Source organism: Streptomyces sp. NPDC048338 (assembly GCF_043201055.1).
Classification (GTDB): Bacteria; Actinomycetota; Actinomycetes; order Streptomycetales; family Streptomycetaceae; genus Streptomyces.
Map to the genome: position 1 here is coordinate 13,253 of NZ_JBICYQ010000001.1, position 18,158 is coordinate 31,410.

The window sequence follows — 18,158 nt, forward strand, 5'->3', positions numbered from 1 at the left end:
GGGCGGCACCCCATGGGGTGCCGCCCTCGGCGTCGTCCGGCGCGCGTGACGCCGGTCGCTTCCGCTACTTCCGCATGACCTCGGGCTCGTGGCGCCGCAGCAGGCGCGCCACGGCGAAGCCGCAGACGATGCCGATGATCAGCAGGACCGAGAGGTTGAAGCCCCACTGGCCGGCCGTGTGGTCCCACAGCGGGTCCAGGTTGGTCGGGTCCTTGTGGTCCCACGGCGGCATGAGGTGCGCGAGGTCGAGGGTCGAACCCGCGGCGGCGATGGCCCAGCGCGAGGGCATCAGCCAGGCGAACTGCTCCAGGCCCGGCGAACCGTACACCTGGAAGAGGATGCCGGTGAAGACGACCTGGACGATCGCGAACATGACGAGCAGCGGCATCGTCTTCTCGGCGGTCTTCACCAGCGAGGAGATGACCAGGCCGAACATCATCGAGGTGAAGCCGAGCGCGATGATCGTGACGCACAGCTCGACGGCCGGCGGCAGGACCAGGCCCTCCGCGGGCAGCTCGCGGGTGGCGAAGCCGATGCCGCAGATGATGACGCCCTGGATGGCGGTGATCACGCCGAGGACGATGACCTTGGACATCAGGTACGCCGAGCGGGACAGGCCGGTGGCCCGCTCCCGTTCGTAGATGACCCGCTCCTTGATCAGCTCACGGACGGAGTTGGCGGCGCCGGAGAAGCACATGCCGACCGCGAGGATCAGCATGATCGTGCCGGCGTCACCGTTGAATCGGGACGGCGGCTTCGGCGGCGCGAGGCCGAAGTCGGCGGGGATGACGACCGAGACCACGCCGAGGACGGCCGGCAGGATCACCATCAGGCCCAGGAAGCCCTTGTCGGACGCGATCACCGACGAGTAGCGGCGGATCAGGGTCCACAGCTGGGAGCCCCAGCCCTGCGGCTTCGGCGGCCGGGCCATCGCCTGCTGCGGCATCTGCACCGGTTGCGCGGCCACGGCGTCGATGTCCGCGGCGTACATCTGGTAGTGCTGCGAGCCCTTCCAGCGGCCCGCCCAGTCGTAGTCGCGGTAGTTCTCGAAGGCGGAGAAGACGTCGGCCCAGGTGCTGTAGCCGAAGAAGTTCAGTGCCTCCTCCGGCGGACCGAAGTACGCCACCGAACCGCCGGGCGCCATCACCAGGAGCTTGTCGCACAGGCCCAGCTCGGCGACGGAGTGGGTGACGACCAGGACGGTGCGGCCGTCGTCGGCGAGGCCGCGGAGCAGCTGCATGACGTCGCGGTCCATGCCCGGGTCGAGACCGGAGGTCGGCTCGTCCAGGAAGATCAGCGACGGCTTGGTGAGGAGCTCCAGGGCGACGGAGACGCGCTTGCGCTGGCCACCGGAGAGGGAGGTGACCTTCTTCTCCTTGTGGATGTCGAGCTTGAGCTCGCGCAGCACCTCGTCGATCCGGGCCTCGCGCTCGGCCGGGGCGGTGTCGCCGGGGAAGCGGAGCTTGGCCGCGTAGCGCAGCGCCTTCTGGACGGTCAGCTCCTTGTGCAGGATGTCGTCCTGCGGGACCAGACCGATGCGCTGGCGCAGCTCGGCGAACTGCTTGTAGAGGCTCCGGTTGTCGTAGAGGACGTCGCCCTCGTTGGCCGGGCGGTAGCCGGTGAGCGCCTTGAGCAGCGTGGACTTTCCGGAACCGGACGGGCCGATGACGCCGATCAGCGACTTCTCCGGGACGCCGAAGGAGACGTCCTTGAGGATCTGCTTGCCGCCGTCGACGGTCACGGTGAGGTGGCGGGCCGAGAAGGAGACCTCGCCGGTGTCGACGAACTCCTCCAGCTGACCGCCGACGATCCGGAAGGTCGAGTGGCCGACGCCGACGATGTCGTTCGGGCCGATGAAGACCGAGCCGCTCTTGGCGATCGGCTGGCCGTTGACGTACGTGCCGTTGTGGGAGCCGAGGTCCTTGATCTGGAAACGCCCGTCGGGCGTCGCGTGGAACTCGGCGTGGTGGCGCGAGACCTGGAGGTCGGAGACGACCAGTTCGTTCTCGAGCGCACGGCCGATCCGCATCACGTGGCCGAGGGCCAGCTGGTAGAACGTCGTGGGGCTGCGGTCCCCGTAGACCGGCGGCGCCCCCGCGGCGCCACCGCCCTGGCCCGGCACGTTCGGTGCCGACTGCGCGGCCTGGCCGCCCTGCTGCTGCGGGAACTGCGGCTGCCCGGCGGGCTGCTGCCAGCCCTGCTGCTGCGGCGGCGGGGCCTGGTGGGTCGCCCAGTCGGCCGGGGCGCCGGCCTGCTGCTGTGCGGGCTGCTGCGCCTGCGCCGCGGCCTGGTGGGCCGGGGCGCCGGTGGCGGCGAGGTTCAGCCGCGGGCCGTCGGTGGCGTTGCCGAGGTTCACGGCGGAGCCGGGGCCGATCTCCATCTGATGGATCCGCTGCCCCTGCACGAACGTGCCGTTGGTGGAGCCGTGGTCCTCGATGACCCAACTCCGGCCGCCCCAGCTGATGGTGGCGTGGCGCCACGAGACCCTGGCGTCGTCGATCACCAGGTCGCCCTGCGGATCACGTCCGAGGGTGTACGACCTGGACGGATCGAGAGTCCAGGTCCTTCCGTTCAATTCCAGTACGAGTTCTGGCACTCCATGCCCCACTACTTGTCCCCCGATGTACCCCCGTCGCAGGGAGTCTAGGGATGGCGAACATCGGGGGGAACTATTTCAGGCCCGGTCCCCGATCCGAAAGTCGGGCGGTGTGAAGACCCGGCGCAGGCGTGCTCCGGGCGCCCTCCGATGCTCCGTGCACGGGCCGTTGACGGAAGGAGAAAACACCCCGGAGAGTGGTAAGCGCCCATGAGTGCGTACGGATCATGCATCAAGGGGACAACTCGGCGCGAATCAGGGGGGTCTGATGGAGGCGAGGGGCGACCGCGGACGCATGTCCCCGACCGATGTGATCCTGGCCTCGGTCGCGGCCGTGGGCTGGGCGCTGGTGGGGATGGCGGGCGCCGCCGCGCTCGGGCTCCATCTCCTCGGCGCGGACGCGGCGGGCGGCCTCGGCCCGATGACGGCGGCCGTGGTGGTGCTGGCCGTGGGCGGGTCGGTGACACCGACGGGTGACGTGTCGGCGTACGGACTGGGGGCCGCGGCGCGGACCGCCGTCGACTTCGCCCCACTCGGGGTCGCCCTGGTGGGGGCGCTGCTCCTCGGGGGCTTCTTCCTGCGCTCGCTGCGGGGCGCCGGGCCGCACCTCCCGGCGCGGGAACTCGCCTTCCGGGTGACGGCCCTGGTGACGGTCTTCGTGGCCGCGGTGGGCGGGCTGGCCTGGGCCGGGCACGACGTGGTGACGATCGACGGCGACACCCTGGGGATCGAGGGAGTGCCGGGTACGGGCGGGGACGGGGGGCTGCGTGTGCCGGGCCTCGGGGATCTCGGGGACCTCGGCGGGCTGCTGCCGGACCGGCTCGGGGACCTGGTGGAGGCGAAGGCGTCGGTGGGCTTCTCGGTGGACACCGTGGACTCGCTGGCGGGCGCGGCACTCTGGGCGTTCGGGGTGGTGCTGCTCGCCCTGCTCGCCTCGCGGCGGGCTCCGCTGCCGCCGGGGCGGTTCGGCGACGGTCTGCGGAGGGTGGTGCGGCCGGCGGCCTCGGCGCTGGTGACGGTGGGGCTGGTGGCGGTGGCCGCCGGATACGCGGCGGCGGGGTACGCGGCCGTCGCCGACGACCGTCCCCGCCGGGTGCTGGGCGCCGCGCTCCTCGGGACGCCGAACGGCGTGGGCGTCGGGGTGCCGCTCGGGCTGTTCGTGCCGTGGCGCGGTGGTGCGCGGGGGTCGCTGACGGAGGTGCTGCCCGATCCGCTGGACGCGCTGCTGGGCGGCGGCGCGATGGACCGGCCGGTGACGGTGGCCCGGCTCGCCGAGCTGGACGGGGCGGTGTGGCTGCTCGCGGTGGCCGCGGCCGCGATGATGCTGGGCGCCGGTGTGCTGGCGGCGTCCCGGACGCCGCGTGACGGGCTCGGGCGGGCGGCGTTCGCCGCGCGGTGCGGGCTGCGGCTCGGAGCCGTGACGGCGCCGGCGCTGGCCCTGGTGGTCGTGCTCGCCGGGGTGTCGGTGGACGCCTCGCTGTCCGTCCTCGGGGTCGACGCCTTCGACGCGGGGGTGGAGCTGCACGGCGACGCGGCGGTCGCGCTGCTGCTGGGGGCGCTGTGGGGCGCGGGTACGGGAGCGGTGGGCGGCCTCCTGGTGGGGGCACGGCGGCGCGCGGGCGCCGGAGCGGGTGATGCGGACGGGGTGACGGCGCCCGGCGGGCGTACGTATGTCGACCTGGCCTATCTGCCGGGGCCGTACATCCCCTCGAAGCCGTACCGGCCACCGGGCGGGGAGACGAACCCCTACGCGGACGGGGACGAGGCCGGCCGGGACGGGCCCGGCGGGTCCGGTCCGGTGGACGGCCGCCGGGGCGAGTCCGCGGGCGGGAGCGGCGCGGGGGACGGCGGGAGCGGTGCCGGCGGCGCGGGGAGCGGGCTGCACGCGGCCCCGACCGTGGCGGGCCCGCTCCGCGGCCCCGGTCCGGGCGGCCGGGGCCGGGGGCCACGGCGTGGCCGCGACCTCGGCCCCGTCGTCCCTCCTCCGCCCGCTCCCCCGCCGGACCCGCCGGGCCCGCCGGACGCGCCGCCCCCGCCCGGTCAGCCGCGCCGGCGCGGCTGACCCGCCGGCGGGCAGGGCCGGCGCCGAAGCGGTGCCGGCACGGCGGCGCGGGGGGCGCCGGTGTCCGGCACTCGGGACGGGGGAGCTGGTGGCACCCGGTGCCCGATACGGTGGAAGCACCATGAGCGCATCGCAGACCTCAGACGTTCCCACTCTTCTCGTCAAGATCTTCGGGAAGGACCGTCCCGGGATCACCGCCGGACTCTTCGACACCCTCGCCGCCTACTCCGTCGACGTCGTGGACATCGAGCAGGTCGTGTCCCGCGGCCGCCTCGTCCTGTGCGCGCTCGTCACCGAGCCGACCGTCGCCTCTCAGGGCGAGCTGCGCGCCACCGTGCACAGCTGGGCGGAGTCGCTGAAGCTCCAGGCCGAGATCATCTCCGGCACCGGCGACAACCGTCCGCGTGGCAGCGGCCGTTCGCACGTCACCGTCCTGGGGCACCCGCTGACCGCCGAGTCGACGGCGGCCATAGCGGCGAAGATCACCGGAACCGGTGGCAACATCGACCGCATCTTCCGCCTCGCGAAGTACCCGGTGACGGCCGTCGAGTTCGCCGTCTCGGGCTGCGAGACCGAACCGCTGCGCACCGCGCTGGCCCCCTCGGCCTCGGAGATCGGCGTCGACGTGGCGGTCGTCTCCGCCGGGCTGCACCGCCGCGCCCAGCGGCTCGTGGTCATGGACGTCGACTCGACGCTCATCCAGGACGAGGTCATCGAGCTGTTCGCCGGCCACGCCGGCTGCGAGCGCGAGGTCGCCGAGGTCACCGCGGCGGCGATGCGCGGCGAGCTGGACTTCGAGCAGTCGCTGCACGCCCGCGTGGCGCTGCTCGCCGGGCTCGACGCCTCCGTGGTGGACAAGGTCCGCGCCGAGGTACGCCTCACTCCCGGCGCCCGCACCCTGATCCGGACCCTGAAGCGGCTCGGCTACCAGGTCGGTGTCGTCTCCGGCGGCTTCACCCAGGTCACGGACGACCTGCAGGAGAAGCTGGGCCTGGACTTCGCCTCGGCCAACACGCTGGAGATCGTCGACGGCAGGCTCACCGGCCGGGTCACCGGCGAGATCGTGGACCGGGCCGGCAAGGCGCGGCTGCTGCGCCGCTTCGCCACCGAGGCGGGGGTGCCGCTGGCCCAGACGGTGGCGATCGGCGACGGCGCCAACGACCTCGACATGCTGAACACCGCCGGGCTCGGCGTGGCCTTCAACGCCAAGCCGGTGGTGCGCGAGGCCGCGCACACCGCGGTGAACGTCCCCTTCCTCGACGCCGTCCTCTATCTGCTCGGGATCACCCGCGAGGAGGTCGAGGCCGCGGACGGCGGCGAGGACCTGCTGCACTGACGGACGTCGAGAAGGCCCGGCCACCGAGAGCGGTGGCCGGGCCTTCTGTCGTGGGTGCGCGGGCGGCTCAGTCGTGCGGGGCCCAGTAGTCGAGCAGCGTGCCCACACCGTGCTCCACCGACTTCCACGAGCCGTTGAAGCCGATGACGGAGAAGGCCGCCGTGGGGAAGCCACCGCGGTTCATCCGGGTCTGCGTGTCGCCCTCGGCCGAGCCCGCGAGGGCGTCGGAGAGCGCGTGCATGCCGGGGTTGTGGCCGATCACGAGCAGGTCGGCCACCTCGTCGGAGGTCTCGTTGAGCAGGGCGATGAGCTCGCCGAGCGAGGCCTCGTAGAGTCGATCCTCGTACACGGTCCTGGGGCGGTGCGGCAGCTCCTGCACAGCCAGTTTCCAGGTCTCACGCGTCCTGGCGGCGGTCGAGCAGAGGGCCAGATCGAAGGTGATCCCGGTCTCGGCGAGCCTGCGGCCGGCCACGGGCGCGTCCGTGCGGCCTCGCTCGGCGAGCGGACGCTCGTGGTCGGACACCTGGGGCCAGTCGGCCTTGGCATGCCGGAGCAGCACGATCCTGCGGGGTGTATCGACGCTCATGGGTTCCAGCTTCGCATGAAACCGACCGTCGGGCGCAGGGTGTTGAGTCAGTGGGGCAGCGTCTGCCGGATCTGCTCCAGGAGCCGGCCGACCCCCGGGTCGCCACCGGCGGCCTGCGCCCCGCCCGGCGCCGTGACGAGCACGAAGAGGGCGACGAAGGCGGCCACCGGAAGGGCGAGCGCCCACCAGGGCAGCCGGGCGTCCACACCCCTGGCGGACGGGGCACCGGCGGACGGAGCAGGGGTCCGGGTGTGCGTGTGGGCCGCCATGGCCGCCTCCGTGGGATGGGTGATCCAGTGCGTGTCTCCAACGTACGGAGCACGGGCCGGCGGGCCCATCCGGAGATCCACCCACTTCACCCTGACACTCGCCCCCTAGGGGTTGCGGGGGCTACCCCCACCCCGGGGCGGCGCGGGTCACCGGGGCGCGGGCCGCCGGTGCGCCGGGGTCACCGGCTCACGGAGAGGCGATCGTGGCGAGGACGGCGATGACGACCGAGATCCCGAGCATCGCGCCGAGCACGAGCAGGAGCTTCTTCTGGCCGTTCTGAGGATTCGGATCGAGCACTGGCATGGCACCAGTCTCGCATCTCAGCATTCGTCCTCGACCGTCCGGTCCCTGCCGGCGAGGGTTCCGACGATCATCTGGGGCACCATCAGTCCCGCCATCAGCGCGATGGGCAGGCCCCAGCCGCCGCTGTGCTGGTAGAGGACGCCGACCAGGAGCGGTCCGGGGATGGAGATGAGGTAGCCGACGCTCTGCGCGAAGGCGGAGAGCCGGACCACGCCGGCACCGGTCCGCGAGCGCATGCCGATCATGGTGAGGGCGAGCGGGAAGGCGCAGTTCGAGACGCCCAGGAGCAGGGCCCAGGCCCAGGCTCCGTCGGCGGGGGCGAAGTAGAGGCCGGTGTAGCCGGCGAGTCCGCAGAGGCCGAGGACGACGGCGATGGGGCCCTGGTTCCGCAGGCGGGTGGCGAGGCGCGGGATGACGAAGGCGAGCGGCACGCCCATCACCATGGTGACGGCGAGGAGCACGCCGGCGGTGCCGGCCGGGACGCCGGCGTCCCGGAAGATCTGCGGCATCCAGCCCATGGTGATGTACGCGCCGGTGGCCTGGAGGCCGAAGAAGCAGCCGAGGGCCCAGGCCGTGCGGCTGCGGGTGATCCGCAGCGGGGCGGCCTGCGGGGCCGCGGCCGCGGCCCCGGCGGGTCCGGCCGCCCCCCGGGCCCCGCGGTCGCGGACCAGCGGGATCCAGGGCAGCACGGCGAGGGCGGCGAGGACGGCCCAGACGCCGAGCCCGGTGCGCCAACTTCCGCCCATGGCCTCGGTCATGGGCACGGTCGCCGCCGCGGCGAGCGAGGTGCCGAGGGCCAGTGCCATGGAGTAGAGGCCGGTCATGGTGCCGATGCGGTCGGGGAAGTACCGCTTGACGATGACGGGCATGAGGACGTTGCTGACGGCGATGCCCATCAGGGCGAGGGCGCTGGCGGCGAGGAAGCCGACGGTGCCGGAGGCGAAGGGCCGTACGGCGAGGCCCGCGAAGATCGCGGCCATGCCGGCGCAGACGACGGCGGCGGGTCCGAAGCGGCGGGCGAGGCGCGGGGCGGTGATGCCGAAGACCGCGAAGCAGAGGGGCGGCACCGAGGTGAGCACGCCGGCCACGCTGCCGCTCATGTGGAGGCCGTCGCGGACCTCCTCGAGGAGGGCGCCCAGGCTCGTGATGGCGGGGCGGAGGTTGAGCGCGGCGAGCACGATCCCGACGACGACGAGCCGGACGACCCAGACGCCGTGGCGGCCCGGTGCGGAAGAATCGGCCGCGAGGGCGCCGGCCGATGCGGCGGTACGGGCACGGGCGGCCGACGGGGCGGCGGGGTCGAGGGTCTGCGGCTCGTCAGGCATGGCGCCATCATAGAATCATGGGATGATTGGTTGTCCAATCCGGAACCAACGAGAAAGGCGGACCATGGCGCTCGGCACTCCCCGGCGTTCCGGGCTCTCCGATCAGGTGATCAGCGAGCTGCGGAACCAGATCACCTCCGGCGAGTGGCCGGTCGGCTCACGGATCCCGACGGAGCCGGAGCTGGTCGAGCAGCTGGGCGTGGCCCGCAACACCGTGCGCGAGGCGGTGCGCGCGCTCGCGCACAACGGCCTGCTCGACATCCGGCAGGGCTCGGGCACGTACGTCCTGGCGACGAGCGAGCTGGCGGGCGTGATGCACCGGCGGTTCGCGCACTCCGACCCCCGGCACGTGGCGGAGCTGCGCTCCACGCTGGAGTCCTCGGCCGCGCGGCTCGCGGCGCTGCGGCGCACCGAGCGGGACCTGAAGCAGCTGGAGACGCTGCTCGACCGGCGCGAGGAGGCGTGGGAGACGGGCGACGCGGAGCGCTTCGTGACCGCGGACGCGGCCTTCCACCACGCGGTGGTGGCGGCCTCCGGGAACGAGGTGCTGACCGAGGTGTACGCGGACCTGGGCGATGTGCTGCGGGACTGGCTGCGCGACGACGTCGGCCAGGAGCTGCGGCCGGAGCACCACATGGACCACGCGCGACTGGTGGACGCGATCCGGGCCGGGGACGCGGAGACGGCGGCGGCCGAGGCGGCCGGCTACCCGTTCCTGTGCCTCAGGAGCCCCGAGGCACCGAAGCCCTGAGCCCCGGACCTCAGGAGCCCTGGACCGACGGGGCGGAGCCGGCCGGCTGGTGGGTGATCCAGGCGGCGCGGACCTCTTTCCAGCAGCGGCCGGTCACCTGGGCGTAGGCGGTCGGGTCGACGTCGACGGGGGCGCTGTCGGTGTCCACGTCCCACCAACGGTCGCATTCGACGTGCAGGCTGACCCGGTCCGTGTCGGGGTAGGGGTTGTGGCAGTAGGCGGTGACGCGGGAGCCCTCGACGACGGTGCGGCAGGAGGCACCGAAGTCCTCGGGCTGTTCGGCGGCGGTGGCCGGGGACGGGACGTCCTCGGCGGGAGCGGGAGCGGCGCGCACCTCGGCGGCGACGGCGATCCCGGCGAAGAGAGCGGCGGTCGAGGCCAGAGCGGCGAACCTGCGGTGGAGCGCACGCATGCCCGTACCTCCTCCCCATCAGTAGCCGGAATGTCACGCTCCGACCAGTCTGGGGTGATTCGCCAGACTTTTCGACTCGGGAGGGTGCCGGTACGGCGAAGGCCGGGCCCCGCCCCTCTCGGGGACGGCCACCCGGCCTTCGCCGTACGGTGCGCGCCGAAGCGCGACCGGCGCGTGCTCAGGCGCCGATCGCGTGCAGACCGCCGTCGACGTGGACGATCTCGCCCGTCGTCTTCGGGAACCAGTCGCTCAGGAGGGCCACGACGCCACGGCCGGCCGGCTCCGGGTCGGCGAGGTTCCACTCCAGCGGGGAACGGCTGTCCCAGACCGCCGCCAGCTCGGAGAAGCCGGGGATGGACTTCGCGGCCATCGAACCGATCGGGCCCGCCGAGATCAGGTTGCAGCGGATGTCGTGCTTGCCCAGGTCACGGGCCATGTAGCGGTTGGTGGCCTCCAGGGCCGCCTTCGCCGGGCCCATCCAGTCGTACTGCGGCCACGCGAACTGCGCGTCGAAGGTCAGGCCGACGACCGAACCGCCCTCCGTCATCAGCGGGAGCAGCGCCATCGTCAGGGACTTCAGCGAGAAGGCCGAGACGTGCATCGCCGTGGCGACGGACTCGAAGGGCGTGTTGAGGAAGTTGCCGCCGAGGGCGTCCTGCGGGGCGAAACCGATCGAGTGCACGACGCCGTCGAGGCGGTCGCCCAGGTGCTCGCGGACCTGGGCCTCCAGGCGGGCGAGGTGCGTGTCGTCGGAGACGTCGAGCTCCAGGACCTTGACCTTCTCGGGCCGGGGCAGCTTCTTGGCGATGCGCTCGGTCAGCGACGGCCGCGGCCAAGCGGTGAGGATGATCTCCGCGCCCTGCTCCTGCGCCAGCTTCGCGGTGTGGAAGGCGATGGAGGACTCCATCAGCACACCGGTGATCAGGATGCGCTTGCCCTCGAGAATTCCGCCAGTGTTAGTCATCGTGCTCAGTGACCCATGCCCAATCCGCCGTCAACCGGGATGACGGCTCCAGTGATGTACGAGGCGTCGTCCGAAGCCAGGAACCGCACCGTGGCGGCGATCTCCTCCGGCTGCGCGTACCGGCCCAGCGGCACCTGGGACACGATGCCCTTGCGCTGCTCCTCGGTGAGCACCTTGGTCATGTCGGTGTCGACAAAACCGGGCGCGACGACATTGAACGTGATGTTGCGCGATCCGAGCTCGCGGGCGAGGGACCGGGCGAAGCCGACCAGGCCGGCCTTGGAGGCGGCGTAGTTGGCCTGACCGGCCGAGCCGAGGAGGCCGACGACGGAGGAGATCAGGACGACGCGGCCCTTCTTGGCCCGCAGCATGCCGCGGTTGGCGCGCTTGACGACCCGGAAGGTGCCCGTGAGGTTGGTGTCGAGGACGGCGGTGAAGTCCTCCTCGGACATCCGCATGAGCAGCTGGTCCTTGGTGACACCGGCGTTGGCGACCAGCACCTCGACGGGACCGTGCTTCTCCTCGATCTCCTTGTACGCCTGCTCCACCTGCTCGGCGTCGGTGATGTCGCACTTGACGGCGAGGAAGCCGGCCGGCGGCTCACCGGACCGGTAGGTGACGGCGACCTTGTCGCCGGCGTCGACGAACGCCTGGGCGATGGCGAGGCCGATGCCCCGGTTTCCTCCGGTGACGAGAACCGAGCGGCTCAACGGATCACCCTTTCGATAGCGGTCTTGGTTACCGAAAACCTATCGGTCCGGTCCCTCGGCCGGGGAATCGACCCCTGACAGTGGCGTACGGATGTCACTGTCGGGTCCCTACAGAAAGACGTGGGCATCGCGGCCGAAAGCGCGACATGATCGGGGCGACCGGTCTCACACGACAGGAGACAGCTGTGCCATCTGGCATCCATACCCTCGACGCAGCCTTCACGGCTCTGCCGCTGCGGGCGCTCGCCGACGCGGCGCTCGCACGCGCGCGGGCGCTCGGCTCCGAGCACGCCGACTTCCGCCTGGAGCGGGTCCGCAGCGCCTCCTGGCGGCTCCGGGACGCCAAGCCCTCCGGCTCCTCGGACACCACGGACCTCGGATACGCGGTGCGGGTGGTGCACGGCGGGGCCTGGGGCTTCGCCTCCGGTGTCGACCTGACCATGGACGGCGCCGCCCGGGTCGCCGCGCAGGCGGTCGCCATGGCCAAGCTGTCCGCGAAGGTCATCGCGGCGGCCGGGTCCGACGAGCGGGTGGAGCTCGCCGACGAACCGGTGCACGCCGACAGGACGTGGATCTCCTCGTACGAGATCAACCCCTTCGACATCCCCGGCGCCGAGAAGAGCGCGCTGCTCGCGGACTGGAGTGCGCGGCTGCTGCGGGCCGAGGGCGTGGCGCACGTGGACGCCTCGCTGATGACCGTCCAGGAGAACAAGTTCTACGCGGACACGGCGGGCACCGTCACCACCCAGCAGCGGGTCCGGCTGCACCCGCAGCTGACCGCCGTCGCCGTCGACGAGACGACCGGTGAGTTCGACTCGATGCGGACGATCGCGCCGCCGGTCGGACGGGGCTGGGAGTACCTGACCGGCACCGGCTGGGACTGGGACGCGGAGCTGGAGCGGATCCCCGGACTGCTGGCCGAGAAGATGCGGGCACCGAGCGTGGAGGCGGGGACGTACGACCTGGTCGTCGACCCGTCGAACCTGTGGCTGACGATCCACGAGTCGATCGGCCACGCCACCGAGCTGGACCGGGCCCTGGGCTACGAGGCCGCGTACGCCGGGACCTCGTTCGCCACCTTCGACCAGCTGGGGAAGCTGACCTACGGGTCGTCGATCATGAACGTGACCGGCGACCGCACCGCCGAGCACGGGCTCGCCACCGTCGGGTACGACGACGAGGGCGTCGAGGGCCAGAGCTGGGACCTGGTGAAGGACGGCACCCTGGTCGGCTACCAGCTGGACCGCCGGATCGCGAAGCTCACCGGGCTCGGCCGGTCCAACGGCTGCGCGTTCGCGGACTCGCCCGGCCACGTGCCGGTGCAGCGGATGGCGAACGTCTCCCTGCAGCCCGACCCGGGCGGCCTCTCGACCGAGGACCTGATCGGCGGCGTGGAGCGCGGCATCTACGTGGTCGGCGACCGGTCCTGGTCGATCGACATGCAGCGCTACAACTTCCAGTTCACCGGTCAGCGCTTCTTCCGCATCGAGAACGGCCGGCTCGCCGGGCAGCTGCGCGACGTCGCGTACCAGGCGACGACCACCGACTTCTGGGGCTCGATGGAGCAGGTCGGCGGCCCGCAGACCTACGTCCTGGGGGGCGCGTTCAACTGCGGCAAGGCCCAGCCGGGCCAGGTCGCGGCGGTCTCCCACGGCTGCCCCTCCGCCCTCTTCCGGGGCGTCAACATCCTCAACACGACGCAGGAGGCCGGTCGATGAGCCGCGTCAGCAAGCCGTACGAGATCGTCGAGCGGGCCCTGGAGCTGTCCCGTGCGGACGGGTGCGTCGTCCTCGCCGACGAGGAGTCCTCGGCCAACCTGCGCTGGGCCGGCAACGCGCTGACCACGAACGGCGTCACCCGCGGCCGGACCCTCACCATCATCGCGACCGTCGACGGCGCGCAGGGCACCGCCTCCGGTGTCGTCTCGCGGTCCGCGGTGACCGCCGACGACCTGGAGCCGCTGGTCCGGGCCGCCGAGGAGGCCGCCCGGGCCGCCGGCCCGGCCGAGGACGCGCAGCCGCTGGTCGAGGGCATCGACCCCTCCCCCGACTTCACGGACGCCCCCGCCGAGACCTCGTCCGCCGTCTTCACGGACTTCGCGCCGGCGCTCGGCGAGGCCTTCGCCCGCGCCCGGGCCGGCGGGCGGGAGCTGTACGGGTTCGCCCACCACCAGCTGACCTCGACGTACCTCGGCACGTCCACGGGCCTGCGGCTGCGGCACGACCAGCCCACCGGCACGCTGGAGCTGAACGCCAAGTCGCCCGACCGCTCCCGCTCCGCGTGGGCCGGACGTTCCACCCGCGACTTCAAGGACGTCGACCCGGCGGCGCTGGACGCCGACCTGGCCCGGCGGCTGGGCTGGGCAGAGCGGCGGATCGACCTGCCCGCGGGGCGCTACGAGACGCTGCTGCCGCCGACCGCCGTGGCCGACCTGCTGATCTACCAGCTGTGGTCGTCGGCCGCCCGGGACGCGGCGGAGGGCCGGACGGTCTTCTCCAAGCCGGGCGGCGGGACGCGGCTGGGCGAGACGCTCTCCCCCCTGCCGCTGACCCTGCGCAGCGACCCGAACGAGCCGGGCCTGGAGTCCGCCCCGTTCGTCGTCGCGCACTCCTCGGGCGACGACTCGTCGGTCTTCGACAACGGCCTGCCGCTGCCCCCGGTCGACTGGATGCGGGAGGGCAGGCTGGAGCACCTGGTCACCACCCGGCACACCGCGGCGCTCACGCGCCTGCCGGTGGCGCCCGCGGCGGGGAACCTGATCCTGGACGCCGGCGGCGAGCGCTCGCTGGAGGAGATGGTGGCGTCCACGCGGCGCGGCCTGCTGCTGACGTGCCTCTGGTACATCCGCGAGGTCGACCCGGCGACCCTGCTGCTGACCGGGCTGACCCGGGACGGCGTCTACCTCGTCGAGGACGGCGAGGTGGTCGGCGAGGTGAACAACTTCCGGTTCAACGAGTCCCCGGTGGACCTGCTGTCGCGGGCGTCCGAGGCGGGGCGGACCGAGAAGACGCTGCCGCGCGAGTGGAGCGACTGGTTCACCAGGGCCGCGATGCCCGCGCTGCGGGTGCCGGACTTCAACATGAGCTCGGTCAGCAAGGGCGTGTGACCCGCCTAGACTGAGGGACGGCGTGACGACCATCGATCAAGGAGACCGGACACCGTGACGGACATCGTCGACGAGCTGAAGTGGCGGGGACTCTTCTCCCAGTCCACCGACGAGGACGCCTTGCGCAAGGCTCTCGCGGACGGTCCCGTCACGTTCTATTGCGGCTTCGACCCGACCGCGGCCAGTCTCCACGTCGGTCACCTGGTCCAGGTGCTCACCGTCCGCCGGCTCCAGCAGGCCGGGCACCGGCCGCTGGCGCTGGTCGGCGGGGCCACCGGTCAGATCGGCGACCCGCGCCCGACCGCCGAGCGCACCCTGAACGACCCGGAGACGGTCGCGAACTGGGTGAACCGGCTGCGGACGCAGATCGAGCCGTTCCTCTCCTTCGAGGGGGAGAACGCGGCGGTCATGGTGAACAACCTGGACTGGACCGCGGGCCTGTCGGCGATCGAGTTCCTGCGTGACATCGGCAAGCACTTCCGGGTCAACAAGATGCTGACCAAGGACTCGGTGGCCCGGCGGCTGGAGTCCGAGCAGGGCATCAGCTACACGGAGTTCAGCTACCAGCTCCTGCAGGGCATGGACTTCCTGGAGCTGTACCGCCGCCACGGCTGCACGCTCCAGCAGGGCGGTTCCGACCAGTGGGGCAACCTGGTGGCCGGTCTCGACCTGATCCACCGCCTGGAGCCGGGCGCGGAGGTGCACGCGCTGGCGACACCGCTGATGGTCAAGGCGGACGGCACGAAGTTCGGCAAGACCGAGAGCGGGGCCGTCTGGCTCGACCCCGAGATGACCACGCCGTACGCGTTCTACCAGTTCTGGCTGAACGTCGACGACCGGGACATCTCGACGTACCTGCGGATCCTCTCCTTCAGGTCCCGCGAGGAGCTGGAGGAGCTGGAGCGGCAGACCGCCGAGCGGCCGCAGGCCCGCGCAGCCCAGCGGGCGCTGGCGGAGGAGCTGACGACCCTGGTGCACGGCGCCGACCAGTGCGCGGCGGTCGTCGCCGCCTCGAAGGCGCTGTTCGGCCAGGGCGACCTGACGGAGCTGGACGCGGCCACGCTGGCGGCGTCGCTCACCGAGCTGCCGCACGCCCGTGTGCGAGAGCTCGGCCAGGTCGTGGACCTGTTCACCGAGGTCGGTCTCGCGCCGAGCAAGTCGGCCGCGCGCCGCACCGTGAAGGAGGGCGGGGCCTACGTGAACAACGTGAAGGTCACCGCCGAGGACGCCGCGGTGTCGGCGGACGAGCTGCTGCACGGCCGCTGGCTGGTGCTGCGCCGGGGCAAGAAGAACCTCGCGGCGATCGAGTTCGACGCGGCGGGCTGACCCTCCCGGTCCCGAATCACCCGGGGCGGGACACGCCGGAGGCCCGGGGCGCGCACGACGCGCACCCCGGGCCTCCGGCGTGTCCGGCGCTGTTCACGCCCGCTGTCGGTCGCCCTTGATCGAGGCCCACAGCATGTCGCCCACGCCGACCACAGCGATCGCGCCGATGAGTTGGAGCAGGTGGCGGGTCCAGTCGATGCCCTTGGTGTCGTTGACCCCGATCCAGGTCGCGACGGCATTGCCGAGAACACTGCCGAGAATTCCGAATACGGTCGTCAGCCACAGCGGGATTTGCTGCTTCCCCGGCAGGATCGCTTTGGCGATCAGGCCGAGCACAAATCCCACGATGATTGCCCACAACCAACTCATGGTCGCCTCCTCATGCGGCGCGATCTGCGCATGTGGGCTCAGTCTCGGCCCATCAGCCATACGACGCATGTCGGACGGCTCCGTACGTGCCCCGGTCTCGTCCGGCTCGGACGTCGGGCGTACCGTGGAAGGAGGTCCGGACCAGGGAGGGTCCGGCGGCGACACCGGGTGGTGGAACGTGATGCGGAAGCAGGGCACGACCGAGGTCTTCCGGATCACCGGAGCCCGGCAGGGTCTCAGTGACGACGTCCGCGGCCGGCAGCGGCGGTACGTGATCTCGATGACGGTGCGGACGCTGTCCGTCATCGCCGCGGCGGTGCTGTGGAACGTCGAGCGGCATGTGGCCGTCGTGGCGCTCGCCCTGGGCCTGCTGCTCCCCTATGTCGCCGTGGTCATCGCGAACGCGGGACGCGAGAACGCCCCGTCCCTCCCCTCCACGTTCGTACCGCCGCCCGTACGCCCGACCCTGGGTGCCGGCGACGACCCGGCAGGGGAGCGCACGGAGGCGCGCACGGAAGCACCTCCGGAAGCACACACGGGGGATTCGTAGAGGTGTCGACAGCGGCGTACGCAAGCCCCACGGCGATCACCAACGGTTTTCAAAAGCTCAAGAAAAGCTCAGATCAATCATGAAGTTCCGGTGCACCACACCCCATTCCCCGTGACATACTTCCTACGCGCTCCGCATCCCCCGTCGGAGCGACGGACCGATGCCGGGCAGCTCCCCCCGTGGCTGCTCGGCATCGCCATTGTTGGACAATGATCCGGTGATCAATCCGGTGAGCGAAGAGTCCCCGATCTGTTCCGCCAAGGGCTGCCGCGCCGACGCGGTCTGGGTCCTCGCCTGGAACAACCCCAAGCTGCACACGCCCGAGCGCCGTAAGACGTGGCTCGCCTGCGAGGAGCACCGCGAGCACCTGTCGCAGTTCCTCGGGGTCCGCGGCTTCCTCAAGGACGTCGTGCCGCTGGCGGACTGGGAGGAGTCAGCCGCCGATCGCTGACATCGGGCGCTCCGGCTGCAGGAAGGCCGGGTCGTCCAGCCCCGAACCGGCCTTCTTGCCCCACATCGCGACCTTCCAGATCCGGGCGATCTCCTCGTCCGGCGCCTCGGAGCGCAGCGCGGCGCGCAGGTCGGTCTCCTCGGTGGCGAACAGGCAGGTGCGCACCTGGCCGTCGGCGGTCAGCCTGGTCCGGTCGCAGGCCCGGCAGAACGGGCGGGTGACGGAGGCGATGACACCGACCGTGTGAGGCCCGCCGTCGACGACCCAGCGCTCGGCGGGTGCCGAGCCGCGCTCCTCGTCGCCCTCGGGGGTGAGGGTGAAGCGGGTGCGCAGCGATTCGAGGATGTCCCCGGCGGTGATCATGCCGTCGCGCTTCCAGCCGTGCTGGGCGTCGAGGGGCATCTGCTCGATGAAGCGGAGCTCGTACGCGTTCTCCACGGCCCAGGCCAGCAGGTCGGGGGCCTCGTCGTCGTTGAGTCCGGGCATCAGGACCGCGTTGACCTTGACGGGGGTGAGGCCGGCGTCGCGGGCGGCGGCCATGCCGTCCAGGACGTCGTGGTGACGGTCGCGGCGGGTCAGGGTCTTGAAGACCTCGGGCCGCAGGGTGTCGAGGGAGACGTTGACCCGGTCCAGGCCGGCGGCCTTCAGGGCGGCGGCCGTCCGCTTGAGTCCGATGCCGTTGGTGGTCAGGGACATCCGGGGGCGGGGCTCCAGGGCCGCGCACCGCTCGACGATGCCCACCAGGCCGGGGCGGAGCAGCGGCTCGCCGCCGGTGAAGCGGACCTCGGTGACGCCGAGCTCGGTGACCGCGATCCGGACCAGCCGGACGATCTCGTCGTCGGTCAGCAGATCAGGCTTGGCGAGCCACTGCAGACCTTCTTCCGGCATGCAGTACGTGCACCGCAGGTTGCACCGGTCCGTGAGTGAAACACGCAGGTCAGTGGCCACTCGGCCGTACGTGTCGATGAGCACTGCGGGCCTCCTCCCCGTCGTCCGGATCCCTCTGCTGCGAGCCTACGCGAGCGGGCCGGGTCCGGGCAC

General features: G+C 72.1%; 18 protein-coding genes. 8 read left to right on the plus strand and 10 right to left on the minus strand.

Annotated elements, in window-relative coordinates:
• Positions 1 to 64: 64 nt before the first annotated feature.
• Positions 65 to 2,608: an FHA domain-containing protein gene (locus ACGFZF_RS00080; protein ID WP_393549999.1), complete on the minus strand. Its 2,544-nt coding sequence runs from the start codon at positions 2,606 to 2,608 to the stop codon at positions 65 to 67.
• Between the two features lie 283 nt (positions 2,609 to 2,891).
• On the opposite strand from ACGFZF_RS00080, the gene ACGFZF_RS00085 reads away from it, so the two are divergent.
• Together ACGFZF_RS00085 and serB are read left to right on the plus strand one after the other, a co-directional pair.
• On the plus strand, positions 2,892 to 4,658 hold the full coding sequence (locus ACGFZF_RS00085; RefSeq protein WP_393550001.1) for a streptophobe family protein: 1,767 nt from the start codon (positions 2,892 to 2,894) through the stop codon (positions 4,656 to 4,658).
• A 121-nt stretch (positions 4,659 to 4,779) separates the two neighbouring features.
• Positions 4,780 to 5,994: a phosphoserine phosphatase SerB gene (gene serB / locus ACGFZF_RS00090; protein WP_147977381.1), complete on the plus strand. Its 1,215-nt coding sequence runs from the start codon at positions 4,780 to 4,782 to the stop codon at positions 5,992 to 5,994.
• 67 nt (positions 5,995 to 6,061) lie between these two features.
• Here the strand turns inward: serB and ACGFZF_RS00095 are convergent, their stop codons facing one another.
• From ACGFZF_RS00095 to ACGFZF_RS00110, 4 genes are all read right to left on the minus strand, one after another.
• Entirely contained in the window at positions 6,062 to 6,580 is a 519-nt protein-coding gene (locus ACGFZF_RS00095; protein ID WP_356605510.1) for a histidine phosphatase family protein, read from the minus strand.
• A 47-nt stretch (positions 6,581 to 6,627) separates the two neighbouring features.
• On the minus strand, positions 6,628 to 6,849 hold the full coding sequence (locus tag ACGFZF_RS00100; RefSeq protein ID WP_393550005.1) for a hypothetical protein: 222 nt from the start codon (positions 6,847 to 6,849) through the stop codon (positions 6,628 to 6,630).
• A 187-nt stretch (positions 6,850 to 7,036) separates the two neighbouring features.
• Positions 7,037 to 7,153 (minus strand): SGM_5486 family transporter-associated protein, encoded by a 117-nt coding sequence (locus tag ACGFZF_RS00105; RefSeq protein ID WP_356605514.1) that lies wholly within the window; start codon positions 7,151 to 7,153, stop codon positions 7,037 to 7,039.
• 17 nt (positions 7,154 to 7,170) lie between these two features.
• Positions 7,171 to 8,478, minus strand: a complete 1,308-nt coding sequence (locus tag ACGFZF_RS00110) for a CynX/NimT family MFS transporter (protein ID WP_393550008.1) — start codon at positions 8,476 to 8,478, stop codon at positions 7,171 to 7,173.
• Positions 8,479 to 8,542: 64 nt separating this feature from the next.
• On the opposite strand from ACGFZF_RS00110, the gene ACGFZF_RS00115 reads away from it, so the two are divergent.
• A complete protein-coding gene (locus ACGFZF_RS00115; RefSeq protein WP_393550010.1) occupies positions 8,543 to 9,229 on the plus strand; it encodes a FadR/GntR family transcriptional regulator in 687 nt (228 codons plus the stop codon).
• A gap of 10 nt (positions 9,230 to 9,239) precedes the next feature.
• Here ACGFZF_RS00115 and ACGFZF_RS00120 read toward each other — a convergent pair whose 3' ends face one another.
• The 3 genes from ACGFZF_RS00120 to fabG form a co-directional block, all read right to left on the minus strand.
• Positions 9,240 to 9,641, minus strand: coding sequence for a hypothetical protein (locus ACGFZF_RS00120; protein ID WP_393550012.1), 402 nt, complete (start codon positions 9,639 to 9,641; stop codon positions 9,240 to 9,242).
• Between the two features lie 178 nt (positions 9,642 to 9,819).
• Positions 9,820 to 10,605 (minus strand): enoyl-ACP reductase FabI, encoded by a 786-nt coding sequence (gene fabI, locus ACGFZF_RS00125; protein ID WP_393550014.1) that lies wholly within the window; start codon positions 10,603 to 10,605, stop codon positions 9,820 to 9,822.
• 5 nt (positions 10,606 to 10,610) lie between these two features.
• On the minus strand, positions 10,611 to 11,315 hold the full coding sequence (fabG, locus tag ACGFZF_RS00130) for a 3-oxoacyl-[acyl-carrier-protein] reductase (RefSeq protein WP_147977387.1): 705 nt from the start codon (positions 11,313 to 11,315) through the stop codon (positions 10,611 to 10,613).
• Positions 11,316 to 11,512: 197 nt separating this feature from the next.
• Here fabG and ACGFZF_RS00135 point away from each other — a divergent pair, with 197 nt between their 5' ends.
• From ACGFZF_RS00135 to tyrS, 3 genes are read left to right on the plus strand one after another with little or no spacing between them, the layout of a single operon-like run.
• Entirely contained in the window at positions 11,513 to 13,033 is a 1,521-nt protein-coding gene (locus ACGFZF_RS00135; protein WP_356605700.1) for a TldD/PmbA family protein, read from the plus strand.
• A complete protein-coding gene (locus ACGFZF_RS00140; RefSeq protein ID WP_393550017.1) occupies positions 13,030 to 14,421 on the plus strand; it encodes a metallopeptidase TldD-related protein in 1,392 nt (463 codons plus the stop codon). The genes ACGFZF_RS00135 and ACGFZF_RS00140 overlap by 4 nt, the downstream gene beginning before the upstream one ends.
• A 54-nt stretch (positions 14,422 to 14,475) precedes the next feature.
• Complete coding sequence (gene tyrS, locus ACGFZF_RS00145; protein WP_393550019.1) at positions 14,476 to 15,747, plus strand: tyrosine--tRNA ligase; 1,272 nt, start codon at positions 14,476 to 14,478, stop codon at positions 15,745 to 15,747.
• Between the two features lie 93 nt (positions 15,748 to 15,840).
• On the opposite strand, the gene ACGFZF_RS00150 is transcribed toward tyrS, so the two are convergent.
• A complete protein-coding gene (locus tag ACGFZF_RS00150) occupies positions 15,841 to 16,116 on the minus strand; it encodes a GlsB/YeaQ/YmgE family stress response membrane protein (RefSeq protein ID WP_393550021.1) in 276 nt (91 codons plus the stop codon).
• Between the two features lie 181 nt (positions 16,117 to 16,297).
• On the opposite strand from ACGFZF_RS00150, the gene ACGFZF_RS00155 reads away from it, so the two are divergent.
• Together ACGFZF_RS00155 and ACGFZF_RS00160 are read left to right on the plus strand one after the other, a co-directional pair.
• Positions 16,298 to 16,666, plus strand: coding sequence for a DUF3099 domain-containing protein (locus ACGFZF_RS00155; RefSeq protein ID WP_356605528.1), 369 nt, complete (start codon positions 16,298 to 16,300; stop codon positions 16,664 to 16,666).
• Positions 16,667 to 16,883: 217 nt separating this feature from the next.
• Positions 16,884 to 17,117, plus strand: coding sequence for a hypothetical protein (locus tag ACGFZF_RS00160; RefSeq protein ID WP_261992079.1), 234 nt, complete (start codon positions 16,884 to 16,886; stop codon positions 17,115 to 17,117).
• Here ACGFZF_RS00160 and moaA read toward each other — a convergent pair.
• Positions 17,100 to 18,089, minus strand: coding sequence for a GTP 3',8-cyclase MoaA (moaA, locus tag ACGFZF_RS00165; RefSeq protein WP_356605531.1), 990 nt, complete (start codon positions 18,087 to 18,089; stop codon positions 17,100 to 17,102). The two genes, ACGFZF_RS00160 and moaA, sit on opposite strands and share 18 nt — an antisense overlap.
• Positions 18,090 to 18,158 lie beyond the last annotated feature (69 nt).